This window comes from Streptosporangium vulgare (assembly GCF_042428775.1).
GTDB lineage: Bacteria > Actinomycetota > Actinomycetes > Streptosporangiales > Streptosporangiaceae > Streptosporangium > Streptosporangium vulgare.
Genome location: NZ_JBHMBS010000002.1, coordinates 207,338 through 224,529 on the forward strand (window position 1 = coordinate 207,338; position 17,192 = coordinate 224,529).

Below are 17,192 nucleotides of genomic sequence, written 5' to 3' on the forward strand. Positions count from 1 at the left end.
AGGGCTCCGCGTGCAATAGAGCCATGCAAGTCGAGTCCTTAATGATCGCCCCAGCCGTGGTCGAGGTGCGCCACGACCGCCTCCCTCGCGGCCTCCCCGGGCCCCCGGCCGATCGCGTCGAGCAGGTCCCGGTGCTCGGCGACCAGCACGTGCCGGTCGGAGTAGACAGCGCGCAACCTGACCAGGCCGAGTCTGGTCTCGGCGGCCAGCATGCCGTAGAGCCGCTCCAGGCGGGGGCTGCCCACCGCGACGACCAGCGCCTGGTGCAGGGCCATGTGCTCGGCCACCGCCTCCGACCAGGGGGCGTCGGCGGGCAGCGCGGCCATCCGCGCCAGCGCCGCGTCGGCCTCGGCGACCCGCCGCCCCGCCAGCGAGGTGGCCGTCAGCTCCTCCAGCGGGCGCCGGACGAACATCAGGTCGTCCAGGTCGGCCGCGGTCACCTCGGCCACCTGGGCGCTGCGGTGCCGCTCGCGCCTGAGCAGCCCCTCGTGCACGAGCACGGCGAGCGCCTCGCGGACGGTCGGGCGGGCCACCCCGTACAGGGCGGAGAGCTCCTGCTCCGGCAGCGTGGTGCCCGGCGGGATCTCGCCGGACAGCACCCGCCGGCGCAGGGCGTCGGCGAGCGCGCCGACGGCGGAGACGGGATGGAGCGGGAGGGTCACGCCGACGACCCTATTGCCCCCCGGTCCCGGCTTCCCGGATGGACGCGCTCGGGCAGGGAGACCGCGACCAGGCTGGCGCCGAGCAGGACGAGCCCGGCGACCGAGGCCGGCGCGAGCCGCTCGCCGAGCACGACGACACCGAGCAGGGCCGCCACCGCGGGCTCGGCCAGGGCGAGGGTCGCGGCGGTCGCGACCGGGGTCGTGCGCAGCCCCCTGCCGTACAGGAAGTAGGCCAGCGCGGTGGTCGCGCAGCCCAGGTAGAGGGCGGTGAGCAGGCCGCGCGGCTCGGCCAGCCAGCCGGTGCCCGTCCACAGCAGGACGGGCACCATGACGACGGCGGCACCGCCGAACATCAGCCCCATCACCGCGTCGGAGGGTGCCCCCGCGCCGATCGCCCGCGCCGCGGTGACCGCGTAGAACGCGTACAGCAGGCCGCCGAGCAGCGCGAGCAGGACACCGTCGGCCCGCACCTCGCCTCCCCCTCCGGTGAGCACGGCACAGCCGGCGATCGCCACCGCGGTCGCCCCCGCCCAGCGGCGGCCGGGCCACGCGCGGTCGAGCAGCCAGGACAGCAGCCCGGTGAAGACGGGACCGCTGCCGATGGCGACCACCGTGCCGACGGCCACCCCGGTCCTGCCGACCGCCGCGAAGTAGCACAGCTGGTACGCGGCCACGGCCACCGCCGCCGCCACGAGCGGGCCCGGACGTGCCCCGAGGCCGCGCCTGCGGCCTCCGGTCTCCCGGCCTCCGGGAGAGCCCGAACCCCTGGGAGAACCCCCGGGGGAGCCTCCGGGGAGGAGCAGGAGCCGTGCCGCGGGAGCGGTGACGGCCGCGAGGACCAGGCCACCGATCACCAGGCGGGCGGAGGCCAGGGAGACGGGATCGACCCCGGTGACGAGCAGGCCCGCGGTTCCCGCGGTCCCCCAGAGCACGGCGGCTCCGATCACGGCGATTTTCATGGGTCGATTGTAGGCAGATTGTATGACAACTAGACAATGCCGCTTCGACTCGCGGCCCGCGACCGGGGTGTCCACCGGGCGGAGCAGGGAGGTACGGCGACACGCCCGGCGCCCCGTTTTCGCGGGTTCGCGCGCGGGTAGTTCGGCGGGTGAGATGTCCGAGAGACAGCACGAACCAGCAGATCAGGGGGCCCGGCCGATGGCGATCCAGGGTGTCGTCCGCGCGAACGACCACACGGGCGGCCGAGGCGCGCCCGTCACCGGCCGGGAGCCGCGATGACCACGGTCTCCAAGGGAACGTTCCGCAAGGGGGCGGCCCACGAGGTCGAGTCCATGCTCGGATCCGCCACGCCACACCGGCTGGACGGCTCGAAGATCACCACTTCGGCCGAGGCGATGGACGCGATCGCCGAGGCCCTCGACCTGCCCGACCGTTTCGGGCACAACCTCGACGCGCTCTACGACGTGCTCACCGACCTGTCGTGGCTGCCGCCCGGCGAGCACCTGCTGATCTGGTCGGAGCCGTCGACGCTCCGGGCCGGGGACTGCCCGGCCTACGACGCCATCCGGACCGTTCTCACCGAGGCGGTCGCCGACGGCACTTCGGGAGAGTCCTTCCTGTCCGTCCTGATCCTGACCGACTGAGCCGTCGCCACGCAGTGGGCGCAGAAGGCGCCGTTCCTGCCCGCCGGACAGCTACAGTGCCACACGAGGGTCTCGTCGACCACCCGGAACTCGACGCACGCGGCGCCGTCGTCGACCTCGGCGGTCACCCGCGGCGGGCCGAAGCGGACCAGCTGCACCGCCCCCGCCCTCGCCAGCTCACCACCACGGTCCAGCGCCGCCTGGTCGGCGCGCTCGGCCTCGGCTTCGATCAGGTCCGCGATCTTCTGCATCGTCGGCCCCCTCCTGTCTAAGAGATACGCACGCGAGGGGTCGATGGTTCCAAATCGACACATCACGATAAATCATCTCAATGTGGCTCACGTGCACGTCTAGTCCCACGTGACCCACATTGCTATGTTTGGCCATTGTCAACCACGCATCTCAAGGTGTGCGAGGTATTATGGCCAGCCGAAAATACTCAATCAGGGTAAAGATTTTTACCTTACTCCTGGTACCCATCATATCCCTTGTAGTGATTTGGGTATTTGCGGCCAGCATCACGGTCCAGGATGGGCAGCAGCTGCTCAGGATCCGGGACGGTTACGAGCAGGTGGTGGTGCCCACCAGGAAGGTGACCACCGCGCTCCAGCACGAGCGGTTGCTGTCGCTGTCCGTCCTGGGCGACATCGGCGTCTCGCGTACGGAGCTGGACAACCAGCGCCTGCGGACGAACGCCGCCCGGGCCGAGCTGGACCGGCTGACCACCGCGGCCCGCCCCGACATCGACCCCGCCACCTGGGGACGTCTGAGCCGGCTCCTCTCCTCACTGGACCGGCTCACCGAGGTCCGCAGCGGGGTCGACACCCGTACCGAGACCCGGCTGCGGACCCTCGACGCCTACAGCGCGATCATCGCGGCCGCCTTCGACGCCTACGAGAAGATCCGGATATCCGCCGACGTCGAGCTGAGCGACCAGACGCGGGCCCTCGTCATGGTCGGGCGGAGCCGCGAGATGCTCAGCCAGCAGGCCGCGCTGATATCCGGAGCCGCCGTCGAGGGGGCCATGAGCCCCGCGGAGCGCACGAGGTTCGGCCAGCTGGTCACCGGCCGCAGGCTCCTCTACTCGCTGGGCTTCGACCAGTTCGACGCCGAGTTCCAGTCCCTCTACACGCCGTTGCGCGGCTCCTCCGACTACGCCTCGTTCGAGAGGATCGAGGACGCCGTCTCGGCCTCGGCCGTACCCCAGCCCTCCTGGGCCGGGGTCGCCACCCGGCTCTCCGACGACTTCGACAAGCGCGCCGGAGATGCCGGCAGGCGCATCAGCGAGCGGTCCATGCCCCTCGCCAGGGACATCATGATCAGGATCGGCCTCGCCGCGGGGCTCGGCCTGCTCGCGGTGGGGCTGTCCGTCTTCGTCTCGGTACGGTTCGGCCGGAGGCTCGGCGGCGAGCTCGTCGGCCTCCAGCAGGCGGCCCTCGACCTCGCCGACAAGCGGCTGCCGGACGTGGTCCGGAGGCTCCGCCGGGGCGAGGACGTCTGCTCCGAGGCTCCCGAGATCAAGGTCGGCGACACCACCGAGGTCGCCGGGGTCGCCGAGGCGTTCTCCACCGTGCGGCGGACCGCGGTCGAGGCGGCCGTCGGCCAGGCCCAGATGCGCAAGGGCGTCAACAAGGTCTTCGTGAACCTGGCCAGGCGCAGCCAGTCCCTGCTGCACCGGCAGCTGGCCATGCTGGAGACCATGCAGCGGCGGGCCAGCGACCCGGCGACCCTTGAGGACCTCTTCGCCCTGGACCACCTGACCACCCGGATGCGCCGCCACTCCGAGGGCCTGATCATCCTGTCCGGCGCCGCTCCCGGCCGGGGGTGGCGCGACCCGGTCACGATCTACGACGTGGTCCGCGCCGCGGTCGAGGAGATCGAGGACTACCCGCGCGTGACGATCGGCGTCCCGCACGGCCCGTCCGTGATCGGCGCGGTCGCCACCGACGTGATCCACCTGGTCGCCGAGCTGGTCGAGAACGCCGCGATGTTCTCTCCCCCGCACACCTCCGTACGCGTCAACGGCGACCTGGTCGCCAGGGGCTACGCCATCGAGGTCGAGGACAGGGGGCTCGGCATCTCCCCCGAGGAGACGGCCCGGCTCAACGCGCTGCTGGCCGACCCGCCGGAGTTCGACCTGGCCGACAGCGACCGGCTCGGCCTGTTCGTCGTCGCGCAGCTCGCCGTCCGGCACGGCATCCGCGTCTCCCTGCGCCCCTCCCCCTTCGGGGGCACCACGGCGATCGTGATGCTCCCGAGCGAGCTGGTGGTCGAACCGGTCGATCCGCGGTTCACCTACTCGGTCGAGGTCGAGCGGTTACCCACGGCCGACGGCCTGCCCAAACGGGTGCGCCAGACCGTACCCGCCGAACGGACCGCCGCCGTGCTCCCGGGCGCGGGAACCCGGGAGAGCCGCGAGGGCGACGCGGGCGGGGGCGCCGTCCCGAGCGGCGTGTCCGGGACGCTCCGCGGCGGAGGGCGGCACGCCGGGCAGGAGGGTGGACCGTGACAGCGGAGCGTTCACCCGACCGATTCGACCGACCCGACCGGCGCGGCCGATCCGACCAGGAATCCGGTCCGGTCGTCCGTCCCTACACGATGACCCGCGGCCGGACCAGACCCGCCGGAGCCCCTCTCGACCTGATGGCCGTGGTGGTGGCGGTCGGGACCCCGCACCGGGAGCTGCAGCCCGAGCACCTGTCGATCATGGACGCCTGTCGCACGCCGATCCCGGTCGTCGAGCTGGCCGCGCGGACCGCCCTGGCCGTCGGGGTGCTCCGGGTGCTCCTCGGCGACCTGCGCGACAGCGGCCTGATCACCGTACGGGACCCCACGCCCCCGGCCGCGGTTCCCCGCGAGAACCTGCTCCGCGACCTGCTCGCCGGCCTCAGAACCCTCTGACCGCTCGCTGGTTCCCGATGTCTCCCTGAGGGCACCGAATGTCTCCCCGGGAGCACCGGCGAACGGTTTCCCAGGAAGCGCCGACGAACGCCGAGGGGGAACCGGGCGGCTCCCGGCCCCGCACCGTTCAGTCGGTGGCCAGGCGGGCGTGCCGCTCCACGTCGTAGCGGACGCCCTCGTAACTCAGCTTGGCCCGCTCGATCCCCTCGGGCAGGAATCCGGCCCTGGTGGCCACCGCGCAGGAGGCCTCGTTGCCGACCCGGTGTGCCAGCTCCAGGCGGAACAGCTCTCGTTCCCCGAACGCCCACTCGGTCATCTTCCTGACGGCGGCCACGGCCACGCCCCGCCCCCTGGCGCGCGGGAGCGTCCAGTAGGAGACCCAGCCGGTGCCGTACGCGTCGATGTTGCTCACCGCGACGTTTCCCACGACCTCGCCGTTGGACACCACGGCGAATGCCCGCGCGTCGTCGCGGAACCCCCAGACCCCCATCCACTCCAGCGCCGCCTGGGCGGTGTCGATGGGCCGGGTCGCCTGCTCCGCCATGTCCGGGGAGCCGAACGCGTCGAGCACGACCGGCATGTCGTCCGGCCGCCATCCGCGCAACTCCACTTCCGTCATCCGTGCAGGTTAGTGCCCGGCGACCGGCCCGTGAAAGGCTCCGGCTCCGGGCCGCTCACCTGCCTCGGCCGGAGAACGGACCGGACAGCGCCGCCCACTGCAGCAGCATGATGGTCTTCGCGTCGGCGATCTCGCCCGAGGCGATCATGTCCAGGGCCTTCGCGAAGGGCATCTCCACCACCTCGATGTCCTCGCCGTCGTCGGCCAGCCCCCCGCCCTGGGAGGTCCGCCGGTCCGCGCTGTACGGGGCGGCGAAGAAGTGGAGGCGCTCGGTCACCGAGCCGGGGCTCATGTAGACGTCGAAGACGTGCTCCACCTCCCCGATGTCGTAGCCGGTCTCCTCCGCGGCCTCCCTGCGGATCGCGGTCTCCGGGTCGTCGTCGTCGAGCAGACCCGCCGCCGTCTCCAGCAGGAGCCCGTCGGGGTGGCCGTTCACGTAGACCGGGTAGCGGAACTGCCTGGTCAGCAGCACGGTCGCCCGCTCGGCGTCGTAGAGCAGCACCGTCGCGCCGTTACCGCGGTCGTAGGTCTCCCGCTGCTGGGTGCTCCAGCCGCCGTCCCTGCGCCGGTAGTCGAACGTCGTTCTGCGCAGCACGTACCAACTGGACGAGAGCAGCCGCACCTCCCGCACCCGGACCCGGGGGTTGCCGGTCAGATCCAGCCCCGCCCTGTCCAGTCCCGTACGACCCCGCCCGTCCGGTACATCCACCCCGGGGATCTCACCCGACACTGGCTTCCCACCCTCCTCTCGGCACCGCGCCGCACGCCGGTATCGCCCGCACGGCCGGGCCACCACCCCGAGGGGCGGTGGCACCCGGAGGACAAGTCTGCACCAGTGACCGGAAAAGCCCGCGAACCATCTCGCGCGTACGGGGCCCCGGAGCGAAGGTGTGACGGACACGAGGGCGGACGGAGCGGGAGCCTCACCCCGTGTCGGAGGGTGGCCTCGCGTCCGGAGCGGAAGGAGCGCCCGGAGCGGACGGAGAGTCAGAAGGGGGCGGAGCGGGTGCAGTGGGCGGGGACACCGCGGGAGGCTTCGTGGCCGGAACGAAGGAGGACATGGCCCGCAGCGACGTGGGGACGTCGGGGTCGAGGAAGAACGCGCCCGCGAGGCCGGTGATCGTCAGGATCCGTTCCAGGACCCCGTGGACACCGGCCAGCCGCAGGCAACCCCCCGCCGCGCCCGCGCGCCGCCGGAACTCCAGCATGGTCCACAGGCCGGTGGAATCGCAGAATCTCAGACAGGTGACATCGAGGACCAGGTGGCACGACCCGTCGTCCAGCTGCGTGACCATGACGTCACGGAGCCGAGGGCTGGACAGCTTGTCCAGCTCACCGGCGATCGCGATCACCGAGGCGCCTTCGTGCCTGCGGACCGAGAGATCAAGCCGCGTCGTCATCCTCCACAATCCTTACGCCGGTTGCATCGAGGCTATTTTAAAGATCTTGGTGAGAAGACACTCTCCGGCCAACCGCAACACGCCCGTAAGCGAATCGCGCCCTGGGCATGGAACGAGCCCCGGATCCGGGGTTCGCGGCCCTCACGTCGGGAAGTCGTCCACATCAGATCGGAAGTCACAGATAGATCTATGACTTGCTGGGCACTCAGCAGCTATGAGCGACGATTCGGAGAGCCGCGACTTCACCGGGAAGGGGTTCGGCGACGAACTTTCGGGCCGGCCCAGGACAATGGGAGAGATAGCCGTGAATCTGGCGGTCAGCGAATCACTCGCCAATCACGGCCACCACGCGCTGGTCAACGCCCACGAGGCGGCGGCGAGCAGCCATCAGCTCATGGCCGAGGCGGGTGTGGGCGACGTGGACGAGCATCTGGATCTGGCGCGATGGCACCGCTGGTGCGCCATCGTCGAGGATCAGCTGGCCGACGAGGCCGATCAACGAACCCCCGCCAGACGGAACAAGGACGATTGAACCCGACGAGTACACCGGGGAACGGGGAGCGCTCGTCCACGTACCGGTGGGAGGCGCGGTCACGGTGAGGGTGACCGCGCCTCCCACCGGCGTGGGAACGGTCGTGGGGAACGCCCGGAAACGTACGGGAAGACGAACATACGGGGAGACGTTCGCGGGGAGCGCCCGGGACGCGCATCTCGGGGCGCGTTCGCGGCGGAACACGGCGGGGCGAGGTGCCGCGCGGGGATCGGCGACGGGGTCTCGCGAGGATCGATCGGCCCTCCCGGCTACGCGGCGGCGTTCCGGTTCACGTCCCGGAGCAACCCGCCGTGGGAGGAGCAGACTCCCTCGAGCCCGCCCGACAAGCTCACCTTGCCGTCCACGCACATGACCAGGTGGCCCCGCCCGTTGGGGAAGTTCTCGATGCACGCGAAGACCAGGCAGGCGCCGTCCGCGGGCGCGTACACCTTGTTCGCCGTGGAGCAGAACGTGAACCCGTAGGCGTTGGAAGGCGCGTCGCAGAGCGGGCCGGTCACGGACACGGAGGGGGTCGGCGAGAGGGTGGGAGTCGGCGTGGGGGTGGCGGTGACCGTCGCGGTGGCGGTCACGGTCGCGGTGGCCGTCACGGTCGCCGTCGCCGTCGCGGTCACGGTGGTGGTCACGGTCTCGGTCACCGTGATCGTGGTGGTCACGGCCGGGGTGGTGGGCCGCACGGTGACGGTCACCCGGGGTGCGGGGGTCGTCCGGGCCGGTGGCGTCGTCATGGAAACAGAGGAATCGCCGCTTTTCTTATAGGTGCCGGTACCGAGATATGTCTCGTGCCAGGCCGTCCGCCCGGCATTCACCGACAGGGCGGTCGTCACCGTCCGGCACTTCTTCTTCACGCAGACACGTTGTTTCACGGAGAACCGCTTGGTGGTGCCGTATCCGCTCGTCACCTGCACCCTGAGATAGGACTTGCCGCCGGCCCTCGTCACGGAGGTCCTGACCACCCGCTTGGCCGGCGCCGTGGGAGCGGCGTTCACCCATTTGTCCACCAGCGTGGAAGTGCCGCTCACCCCCTTCTCCGCCTCCAGGAAGCTTTTGATCGCCTGCCGGTCCGCGCTCGCGGTGGGACCTGTGGCGGAGCTCACGGCCGAGGCGGAGAAGGTGTCCCGGATATCGATGGCGCCCAGCCAGCCGACGACGGCGACCAGGGTGCCGACAGCCGCCACGGACCATATAAAAACTCTCATACCACCACAAATGTCCTGTATGTCAGAATTGCTGTAGATAAATAAATTATCAGCACTTATATCACCTGCTTCCGTTGATTTCAGCCGAACGGGACTTGTCCCGAGGACACGCGGCCCCCGCGCCTTTCCGAACCGGAAGGACACCGGCGCCCGGCGTACGGCCACCTCCGCGGGTGTGACCGGACCGGGCGCCACGACGGACCTTTCCCGAGGAACCCCATGGAACCTTCGGGAACCTCCAGGGAGCGACACCCCCGGCGGAGGGTTCACGGGACGAACATCGTTCCTCTGGCGAGCAGGGAGCCGAGCCGTACCCGCCGCGCACAGACCCCGCCCCGCCACACGGGGCCTGACCGACGCCCCGTCACACGGAAGGCCCTCGTCGGCCCCGGCCCCGCAGCGCGGAGGCCCGAGCCGATCCCGGCCCGCGTACGGGCCCGCGTACGGCGGGAGCGCCGACACCATCCCAAAACGGCCATCCATCACCTTTGACCCATTGACGCCATGTTTCCGACAAGTTAAATTAAGTGTAGAAATAAGGCGTTGATTTACCGTTCCCCGGAAGTCGCCCTTCACCTGCAGTTAGACCTTCCACCCCCCGGATCCGCAGTGGAGACATGCATGAGAGGTCTGTTCCGTCCTGCCGCCTTATGGACTGCCACGGCAGTCGCGGCAGCTCTGCTCGCAGTACCGTCGACCCCCGCCTTCGCCGACACGTTGTTGTCGCAGGGCAAGACCGCGACGGCCTCGTCGTCCGAGAACGCCGGAACCGCCCCGGCCGCCGCGGTCGACGGCAACGCCGCCACCCGCTGGTCCAGCGCCGCCACCGACGCCCAATGGCTCCAGGTGGACCTCGGCGCCTCGACCAGCATCAACAAGGTCGTGCTGAACTGGGAGGCCGCGTACGCCAGCGGATACAAGATCCAGCTCTCCACGAACGGGACCACGTGGACGGACCTGAAGACCGTCACCGGCGGTGACGGCGGGATCGACACCTGGGACGTCACCGGCACCGGCCGGTACGTCCGGATGCAGGGCGTCACGCGGGCCACCGGCTACGGCTACTCCCTCTGGGAGTTCCAGGTCTTCGGCCCCGACGGCGGCTCCGCCGGGCCGTGCGGGACCACCAACGCCGCGCTGAACAAGACCTACAGCGCCTCCTCGACCGAGAACGCCGGAACCCCCGCGAGCGCCGCCTTCGACGGCAACAACGGGACCCGCTGGGCGAGCGCGGCCAGCGACCCGCAGTGGGTCCAGGTGGACCTCGGCTCGGCGCAGACCCTCTGCAAGATCGACCTGAGGTGGGAGGCCGCGTACGCGAGCGCCTTCAAGCTCCAGGGATCGACCAACGGCACCACCTGGACCGACCTGAAGACCGTCACCGGCGCCACCGGTGGCGTCCAGTCGCATGACGTGACCGGCTCCGCCAGGTACGTCCGGATGCTGGGCAGCGCGCGGGGCACCGGCTACGGGTACTCACTGTGGGAGTTCGCGGTGTACACAACCTCGGGCGGCGATCCCGAGATCCCCGGCGGCGGTCCGCTGGGCCCGAACGTCCACGTCTTCGACCCGTCGATGTCCAGCGCCACCATCCAGAGCCAGCTGGACGCGGTCTTCACCCAGCAGGAGTCGGCCCAGTTCGGCACCGGGCGCCACGCCTTCCTGTTCAAGCCGGGCACCTACAACGTGAACGCCAAGGTCGGCTTCTACACCTCGATCATCGGCCTGGGGCAGAACCCCGACGACGTCACCCTCAACGGCGTGACCGTCGACGCGGGCTGGTTCAACGGCAACGCGACCCAGAACTTCTGGCGCTCGACGGAGAACCTGTCGGTCCAGCCTCCCGGCGGCACCAACCAGTGGGCCGTCTCCCAGGCCGCGCCGTTCCGCCGCATGCACATCAAGGGCGCGCTGAACCTGGCCCCCACCGGCTACGGCTGGGCGAGCGGCGGCTACATCGCCGACAGCAAGATCGACGGCGCCGTCGGCCCGTACTCGCAGCAGCAGTGGTACACCCGTGACAGCTCCGTCGGCGGCTGGGTCAACGGCGTGTGGAACATGGTCTTCTCCGGGGTGCAGGGCGCTCCCGCGACCAACTTCCTCGACCAGTCCTACACCACGCTGGAGAACACCCCGATCAGCCGCGAGAAGCCGTACCTCTACGTGGACGGCGGCGGCGCCTACCGGGTGTTCGTCCCGGCCATGCGGACCAACGCCCGCGGCGTGAGCTGGGCGAACGGTTCCACCCCCGGCACCTCGCTCCCGCTCAGCCAGTTCTTCGTCGCCAAGCCCGGCGACTCGGCCGCGACCATCAACGCCGCGCTCAACCAGGGTCTGCACCTGCTGCTCACCCCCGGCATCTACAACCTCAACCAGCCGATCAACGTGACCCGCGCGAACACCGTCGTCCTGGGTCTCGGTCTCGCGACGATCATCCCGGGCGGCGGCTCCACCGCGGTCAAGGTGGCCGACGTGGACGGCGTGAAGCTCGCCGGCTTCCTGGTCGACGCGGGCACGCAGAAGTCCGACGTGCTCATCGAGGTCGGCCCGCAGGGGTCGAGCGCGGACCACGCCGCCAACCCGACCACCCTGCAGGACGTCTTCGTCCGCATCGGCGGCGCCTTCGCCGGCAACGCCACCACCAGCGTCGTCGTCAACAGCGACGACGTGATCATCGACCACACCTGGCTGTGGCGCGGTGACCACGGCGAGGGCATCGGCTGGAACGTCAACACCGCCGAGACCGGCCTCGTCGTCAACGGCGACGACGTCCTGGCCACCGGCCTGTTCGTCGAGCACTACCGCAAGTACGACGTCGAGTGGTACGGCGAGCGCGGCCGGACGATCTTCTTCCAGAACGAGAAGGCGTACGACCCGCCGAACCAGGCGGCCTACATGAACGGCACCAGCAAGGGATGGGCGGCCTACAAGGTCGGCCCCGCGGTCAACAACCACGAGGGCTGGGGTCTCGGCAGCTACGTCTACTTCAACGTCGACCCGACGATCGAGGTGGAGAACGGCTTCGAGGCGCCGGTGAAGCCGGGCGTGAAGTTCCACAGCCTGCTCACCGTCTCCCTCGGCGGCAACGGCCGGGTCAACCACGTGATCAACGGTGTGGGCGGTCCCGCCTTCGGCACCGCGACGATCCCGTCCAAGCTCGTCTCCTACCCCTGAGGCCCTGAGCCCGCCTGATCAGCGGTGGTCATAGCGCTCTCCCCGCTGATCAGGCGTTTCACCCCACGCCGTGGGTCTCCGCCGTCGCGGAGGCCCACGGCTTCACCTTCGGTAACGCAGGCCGTCCATCAGCAGGTCGAGCAGGCGGCGGGCCTGGTCGCGCTGCGCGGGCTCCCCCGCGGCGAGGGACACGCCGCCCATGCTCGCGAGCACGTCGGCCGGCTCGACGTCCGACCGCACGGTCCCGGCCGCGGCCCCCGCCTCCAGCAGCGTCGCGATCGCCTCGACGAGCCGGTCACGACTCTGCGCGTACGGATTCCCGCCGGACGCGATGACCGCGCGCAGCGCGTCGGCCATGCCGCGCTTGGTCGTCATGTAGTCGACGAAGCGGTCCATCCAGGCGCGCGTCGCCTCGTCCGGCGGCATGGCCCCCAGCAGGTCCGGCACGACGTCGCACAGCCTGTTCAGCTCGCTGCGGTACGCCTCCTCGATGAGCGCCTCGCGGGTGGGGAAATGGCGGTAGAGGGTGCCGATGCCGACGCCCGCGGCCTTCGCGATCGCGTCGAGCGTCACGTCCGGCCCGTCTTGGGAGAACGCGCGCACCGCGACCTCCAGCAGCCTTTCGCGGTTGCGTCGCGCGTCGGCGCGCAACGGTCGGGGGCCGGTGGCCGACACGGTCTCTCCTCTTCGGTCCATGCGGACGTGGTGGTTCGGTCCCTGCGGACTTTGACTCAGTCCCTGCGGACGTGGTGGCCGGCGCGCCGGGCGCCGGGGCGATTTGCTAAGCGGAGGAAGCTCCACTTACAGTGGGTCGTAGTGGAGGCTCCTCCGTTTTCACATCGTACCGGCCGGGTCTCCCTTCGCACAGCCGAGCGCATCGCCGACAGGACAGGCACGATCATGACCGAGAGCACACGTATCACCACCCCGTTCACCGCCGAGTCCACCGCCGCCGAGGTCGTGGACGGCATCGACCTCACCGGCCGCCGCGCCGTCGTGACCGGCGGGGCGTCCGGCATCGGCATCGAGACGGCGCGGGCGCTCGCCGGGGCGGGCGCGGAGGTGACACTGGCGGTGCGCGACCTCGGCGCCGGGGAGCGCACCGCGAACGACATCGTCGCGACCACCGGCAACAAGCAGGTCCTCGTCGCACCGCTGGACCTCGCCGACCAGGCGTCCGTGGCGGCGTTCACCGCCGCGTGGGACGGCCCGCTGCACCTCCTCGTCAACAACGCCGGCGTCATGGCGTCGCCCGAGACGCGCACGCCGGAGGGCTGGGAGCTGCAGTTCGCCACCAACCACCTCGGCCACTTCGCGCTCGCCACCGGGCTGCACCGGGCCCTCGCGGCGGCCGGCGGCGCCCGCGTCGTGTCGGTCAGTTCGAGCGCGCACCTGCGCTCGCCGATCGTCTTCGAGGACATCCACTTCAGGGAGCGCGTCTACGAGCCGTGGTCCGCGTACGGGCAGTCCAAGACCGCCAACGTGCTGTTCGGGGTCGAGGCGACGAGGCGCTGGGAGAGCGACGGCATCACCGTCAACGCGCTCATGCCCGGCGGCATCCGCACCAACCTTCAGCGGCACGTCTCCCAGGAGGACCTCGACCGGGCGGTCGCGGCGGCCGGGGGCTCGGGCATCACGTGGAAGACGCCCGAGCAGGGTGCCGCCACGTCCGTACTGGTCGCGACGTCACCGCTGCTCGAAGGCGTCGGCGGGCGCTACTTCGAGGACTGCGACGAGGCGGGCCCGAACCAGCCGGGCACCCGCAAGGGGGTCGCCGCGTACGCCCTCGACCCCGAGGCGGCCGCCCGTCTCTGGCAGGTGTCCGCCGAGACGCTCGCCCGGTGACCCCCGCCTTGACCGGCACGGTTCATCCGTATATCAATGGCAGCCGGTCAAGCCTTTCTCCCGTGGACGAAATACGGGAGACGGAAATTAAAAGGCCCTTATCGCTTTTGACATAATATTTTATTGGACCGTCGTCGTGCACGCGTTGTAATTTCGCCACAACGCCTATATCCGAGCCTCACGTCCCGGAGTGAACAATGCACACGACCGACCGTTCGTCACCCACACGCCCGAGGAGCGGGCTCGCCGTCGTCGCCATCTGCTTCTTCACGATCGTCTTCGACGGCTACGACCTGATCGTCTACGGGTCGGTGGTTCCCAGTCTGCTCGGCGACCAGGGGTGGGGTCTCACTCCGGCGCAGGCGGGGGCCATCGGCAGCTACGCCCTGATCGGGATGCTGGTCGGCGCGGTCGTCGCGGGCATGATCACCGATGTCGTCGGGCGACGCAAGATCATCCTTGTCAGCATCGCGTGGTTCTCCGTGGCCATGGTGCTGTGCGCCACGGCGACGTCCCCCGAGACGCTCGGCCTGTTCCGCTTCGTCGCGGGGCTCGGCCTCGGAGGTGTCGTACCGACGACGATCGCCCTGACCGTCGAATACGCCCCGAGAAACCGGCGCAACCTCTACAACGCGCTCATGTTCTGCGGTTATCCGGTGGGCGGCTGCCTGACCGCGCTGGTGGCCATGGCGCTTCTCGCCGAGCACGGCTGGCGCGCGATGTTCCTGGTCGGGGCCGCGCCCGTCGTGTTGATCCTGCCGCTCGCGATCTGGCTGCTCCCCGAGTCGGCGGGCTACCTGCTCGCGCGGGGACGCCGGGCCGAGGCCGAGGCCGTGGCCGCCCGCTACGGGCTGGACCTCGCCGACGGTCGTGACGAGCCCGTCGAGCCGCGCGACCGGAAGGGTTTCACGCTGCCGTTCCGGCGGGGTTACCTCGCCGCCACCCTGCTCTTCGGGGCGGCCAGCTTCTGCGGCCTGCTGCTGGTCTACGGCCTCAACACCTGGCTGCCGCAGATCATGCGCGAGGCCGGTTATCCGCTCGGGCCCTCGCTGCGGTTCCTGCTCGTCCTGAACATCGGGGCGATCGCCGGCACCATCGTGATGTCGGTCCTCGCCGACAGGGTCGGGGCCAAGGCCATCACGGTCTGCGCCTTCCTCGCCGCCACCGTGTCCGTTTACCTGATGAGTCTCGACCTCGGCACCGGCCTGCTGATGCTCTGCGTCGCCGTCGCGGGACTGGGCAGCGTGGGAACCCAGATCCTGGTCAACGGCTACGTGGCGATCTTCTACCCGGCCTCCGGCAGGGGCTCCGCCCTCGGCTGGACGCTCGGCGTGGGCAGGGCCGGTGCGATCGCCGGCCCCCTTCTGGGCGGCTGGCTGCTGGGCTCCGGCCTCGGGTTCGAATGGAACTTCTACGGGTTCGTCCTGCCCGCCCTGCTGGGCGCGCTGTTCATCGCCGCGGTCCCGCGCGCCGGCCGCCACCGCCAGCGGCGGCGGACGCAGGTCGCCGAGGAGACTCCGGTGCGAAGTGACGCGCTCGGCGGCATCCCGCTCCAGAGACAGGCACACGACCACCAGAACGTCATGAGGTGACGGTCCGGCCCCCGGTGGTCAGTCCCGCCGCGGGCCGGTCGCCGAGGTGAGGAACTCGCGGACGACCTCGACGAATCCGGCGGGGTCGTTCGTGTAGACGAAATGGTCGGCGTCCAGCTCGGCGAGGCGGGTGCCGGGGCGTCGTTCGACCATGGCCCGGGCCTGGTCGGCGGGGATGACGCCCTGGGTGCCCCGGACCAGCAGGGCGGGACAGGTGGTCGCCAGCCAGTCGTCCCAGTGGTCGCCGTGGACCAGGTCCTCGGAGTCGACCATGTCCTGGGGATGGAAGGGCAGCCGCCAGGTGCCGTCGGCGTTCTCGCGCAACGTGCCGGCGAAGAAGGGGGCCATCTCGCCGAGCCCCTCGACGAGCGCCTCCCGGGTGGGGGCCTGGTCGCGCAGGGCGAGGACGAAGGCGAGCGGGTTGGGGCCGTGCGGGTCGAGCGAGACCGGCCCCTCCGCGTTGACGAGGGCCTCGACCCGGCCGGGGTGGCGGGCGGCGAACTGGTAGGCGTTGACGGCGCCCAGCGAATGGCCCAGGATCGCGACCCGGTCGAGGCCGAGATGGTCCAGCAGGGCGAGGACGTCGTCGAGATAGCCCCGGCGGGAGTAGTCGGGCGCCCGGTCGGAGTCGCCGTGGCCGCGCTGGTCGGGGGCGATGACGCGCCAGCCGGGAGCCAGCCCGGCGGCCAGGTCGGCGAAACTCGCGCCCTCGGACATGTGACCGTGCAGGGCGAGCAGGGGACGGCCCGTGCCGCCGAAGTCGAGATAGGACAGGCGGCGGCCGTCGATGTGCAGGTCGGCGCGGACGGAACTGGTCAAGGCGGGCCTCCCGGGGGGCATGGCTGGATGTACTGGCGACCATAGCGCGGATTTGGGCGTTTGCACAAGGCATTCGCCTTAGGCAAACGCCTAATTCGCCCGTCCCAGGCGCGGATAGCATGCCTGGCATGGGAAATCGCGAAGATCTGCTGGCCGGGGCCCGGCGCTGCCTGGAGGAGAAGGGATGGGCGCGCACCACCATCCGTGACATCACGGCCGCCGCGGGCGGGGTCAGCATGGCCGCCATCGGCTACCACTTCGGCTCACGCGAGGCGCTGCTGAACGCGGCCCTCATCGAGGCCATCGACGAGTGGGGCGCCGAGACCGGCCGTAGCCTGTCCGGCCACGCCGAGCCGGGTGCGACCCCGGCCGAGCAGTACGAGGCCATGTGGGCGAGGATCATCGAGTCCTTCATCGCGCACCGGCCGCTGTGGATCGCCAGTTTCGAGGCGTTCCTGCAGGCCGAGCACTACCCCGAGCTGCGGCGACATCTGGCGAGCGGCCAGGCCGAGGGCCGCCGCGGGCTGGCCGCGATCCTGACGGGCGTCCAGGAGGACACGGTCGGCGACGACGTGACGCGCACCCTGGGCGCGGTGCAGATGGCCCTGATGGGCGGCGTCATGACGCAGTGGTTGCTCGATCCCGAGCAGGCCCCGTCCGCGGCCCAGGTGGTGGCCGGTCTGCGAGCCATCGTGGGCATCCTCGACCCCGAGGCGGGGTGACGGCCGATCCCCGGAGCCGCGCGGCCTCCATCGCGACGGCCGAACCACCGAACAGCCGGACCGCCTGACCACAGGGTCACGGGGTCACGGGGTCACCAGCCGCCG

General features: G+C 70.6%; 17 protein-coding genes. 8 read left to right on the plus strand and 9 right to left on the minus strand.

The features are described 5' to 3' along the window. Positions 1–38: 38 nt before the first annotated feature. Positions 39–662, minus strand: coding sequence for a GntR family transcriptional regulator (locus ACFFRH_RS04915; protein ID WP_386154529.1), 624 nt, complete (start codon positions 660–662; stop codon positions 39–41). After that, positions 659–1,621, minus strand: a complete 963-nt coding sequence (locus ACFFRH_RS04920; RefSeq protein ID WP_386154532.1) for a DMT family transporter — start codon at positions 1,619–1,621, stop codon at positions 659–661. Before ACFFRH_RS04920 ends, ACFFRH_RS04915 begins: the two co-directional genes overlap by 4 nt. A 276-nt stretch (positions 1,622–1,897) precedes the next feature. Here ACFFRH_RS04920 and ACFFRH_RS04925 point away from each other — a divergent pair, with 276 nt between their 5' ends. Next, the gene (locus ACFFRH_RS04925) at positions 1,898–2,266 is read left to right on the plus strand and encodes a barstar family protein (RefSeq protein WP_386154535.1); all 369 of its coding nucleotides are present in this window, start codon (positions 1,898–1,900) and stop codon (positions 2,264–2,266) included. Here ACFFRH_RS04925 and ACFFRH_RS04930 read toward each other — a convergent pair. Further along, complete coding sequence (locus ACFFRH_RS04930; RefSeq protein ID WP_386154538.1) at positions 2,176–2,517, minus strand: hypothetical protein; 342 nt, start codon at positions 2,515–2,517, stop codon at positions 2,176–2,178. The two genes, ACFFRH_RS04925 and ACFFRH_RS04930, sit on opposite strands and share 91 nt — an antisense overlap. Positions 2,518–2,759: 242 nt before the next feature. On the opposite strand from ACFFRH_RS04930, the gene ACFFRH_RS04935 reads away from it, so the two are divergent. Together ACFFRH_RS04935 and ACFFRH_RS04940 are read left to right on the plus strand one after the other, a co-directional pair. Further along, complete coding sequence (locus tag ACFFRH_RS04935; protein ID WP_386154541.1) at positions 2,760–4,775, plus strand: sensor histidine kinase; 2,016 nt, start codon at positions 2,760–2,762, stop codon at positions 4,773–4,775. Then, positions 4,772–5,167 (plus strand): DUF742 domain-containing protein, encoded by a 396-nt coding sequence (locus tag ACFFRH_RS04940; RefSeq protein ID WP_386154544.1) that lies wholly within the window; start codon positions 4,772–4,774, stop codon positions 5,165–5,167. Before ACFFRH_RS04935 ends, ACFFRH_RS04940 begins: the two co-directional genes overlap by 4 nt. 127 nt (positions 5,168–5,294) lie before the next feature. Here the strand turns inward: ACFFRH_RS04940 and ACFFRH_RS04945 are convergent, their stop codons facing one another. From ACFFRH_RS04945 to ACFFRH_RS04955, 3 genes are all read right to left on the minus strand, one after another. Next, positions 5,295–5,786 carry a GNAT family N-acetyltransferase gene (locus ACFFRH_RS04945; protein ID WP_386154547.1) on the minus strand — a complete coding sequence of 164 codons (492 nt, stop codon included), beginning with the start codon at positions 5,784–5,786 and terminating at the stop codon, positions 5,295–5,297. 55 nt (positions 5,787–5,841) lie between these two features. After that, a complete protein-coding gene (locus ACFFRH_RS04950; RefSeq protein WP_386154550.1) occupies positions 5,842–6,495 on the minus strand; it encodes an NUDIX domain-containing protein in 654 nt (217 codons plus the stop codon). A 214-nt stretch (positions 6,496–6,709) separates the two neighbouring features. After that, the gene (locus ACFFRH_RS04955; protein WP_386154553.1) at positions 6,710–7,186 is read right to left on the minus strand and encodes an STAS domain-containing protein; all 477 of its coding nucleotides are present in this window, start codon (positions 7,184–7,186) and stop codon (positions 6,710–6,712) included. Positions 7,187–7,400: 214 nt separating this feature from the next. Between ACFFRH_RS04955 and ACFFRH_RS04960 the strand changes: the two genes are divergently transcribed. After that, on the plus strand, positions 7,401–7,718 hold the full coding sequence (locus ACFFRH_RS04960; protein WP_386154556.1) for a hypothetical protein: 318 nt from the start codon (positions 7,401–7,403) through the stop codon (positions 7,716–7,718). 269 nt (positions 7,719–7,987) lie between these two features. Here ACFFRH_RS04960 and ACFFRH_RS04965 read toward each other — a convergent pair whose 3' ends face one another. Then, positions 7,988–8,914: a hypothetical protein gene (locus ACFFRH_RS04965; protein WP_386154559.1), complete on the minus strand. Its 927-nt coding sequence runs from the start codon at positions 8,912–8,914 to the stop codon at positions 7,988–7,990. Between the two features lie 642 nt (positions 8,915–9,556). Here ACFFRH_RS04965 and ACFFRH_RS04970 point away from each other — a divergent pair. Continuing rightward, entirely contained in the window at positions 9,557–12,109 is a 2,553-nt protein-coding gene (locus ACFFRH_RS04970) for a pectate lyase-like domain-containing protein (protein ID WP_386154562.1), read from the plus strand. A gap of 102 nt (positions 12,110–12,211) precedes the next feature. Here the strand turns inward: ACFFRH_RS04970 and ACFFRH_RS04975 are convergent, their stop codons facing one another. Then, the gene (locus tag ACFFRH_RS04975) at positions 12,212–12,805 is read right to left on the minus strand and encodes a TetR/AcrR family transcriptional regulator (protein WP_386154564.1); all 594 of its coding nucleotides are present in this window, start codon (positions 12,803–12,805) and stop codon (positions 12,212–12,214) included. Between the two features lie 204 nt (positions 12,806–13,009). Between ACFFRH_RS04975 and ACFFRH_RS04980 the strand changes: the two genes are divergently transcribed. Together ACFFRH_RS04980 and ACFFRH_RS04985 are read left to right on the plus strand one after the other, a co-directional pair. Beyond that, positions 13,010–13,954 carry an SDR family NAD(P)-dependent oxidoreductase gene (locus ACFFRH_RS04980; protein WP_344744614.1) on the plus strand — a complete coding sequence of 315 codons (945 nt, stop codon included), beginning with the start codon at positions 13,010–13,012 and terminating at the stop codon, positions 13,952–13,954. Positions 13,955–14,151: 197 nt separating this feature from the next. Beyond that, positions 14,152–15,546, plus strand: coding sequence for an MFS transporter (locus ACFFRH_RS04985; protein ID WP_344744613.1), 1,395 nt, complete (start codon positions 14,152–14,154; stop codon positions 15,544–15,546). An 18-nt stretch (positions 15,547–15,564) separates the two neighbouring features. Here ACFFRH_RS04985 and ACFFRH_RS04990 read toward each other — a convergent pair whose 3' ends face one another. Next, positions 15,565–16,365, minus strand: a complete 801-nt coding sequence (locus ACFFRH_RS04990; RefSeq protein ID WP_386154568.1) for an alpha/beta fold hydrolase — start codon at positions 16,363–16,365, stop codon at positions 15,565–15,567. A gap of 128 nt (positions 16,366–16,493) precedes the next feature. On the opposite strand from ACFFRH_RS04990, the gene ACFFRH_RS04995 reads away from it, so the two are divergent. After that, on the plus strand, positions 16,494–17,087 hold the full coding sequence (locus ACFFRH_RS04995; protein ID WP_386154571.1) for a TetR/AcrR family transcriptional regulator: 594 nt from the start codon (positions 16,494–16,496) through the stop codon (positions 17,085–17,087). Positions 17,088–17,192: the final 105 nt, after the last annotated feature.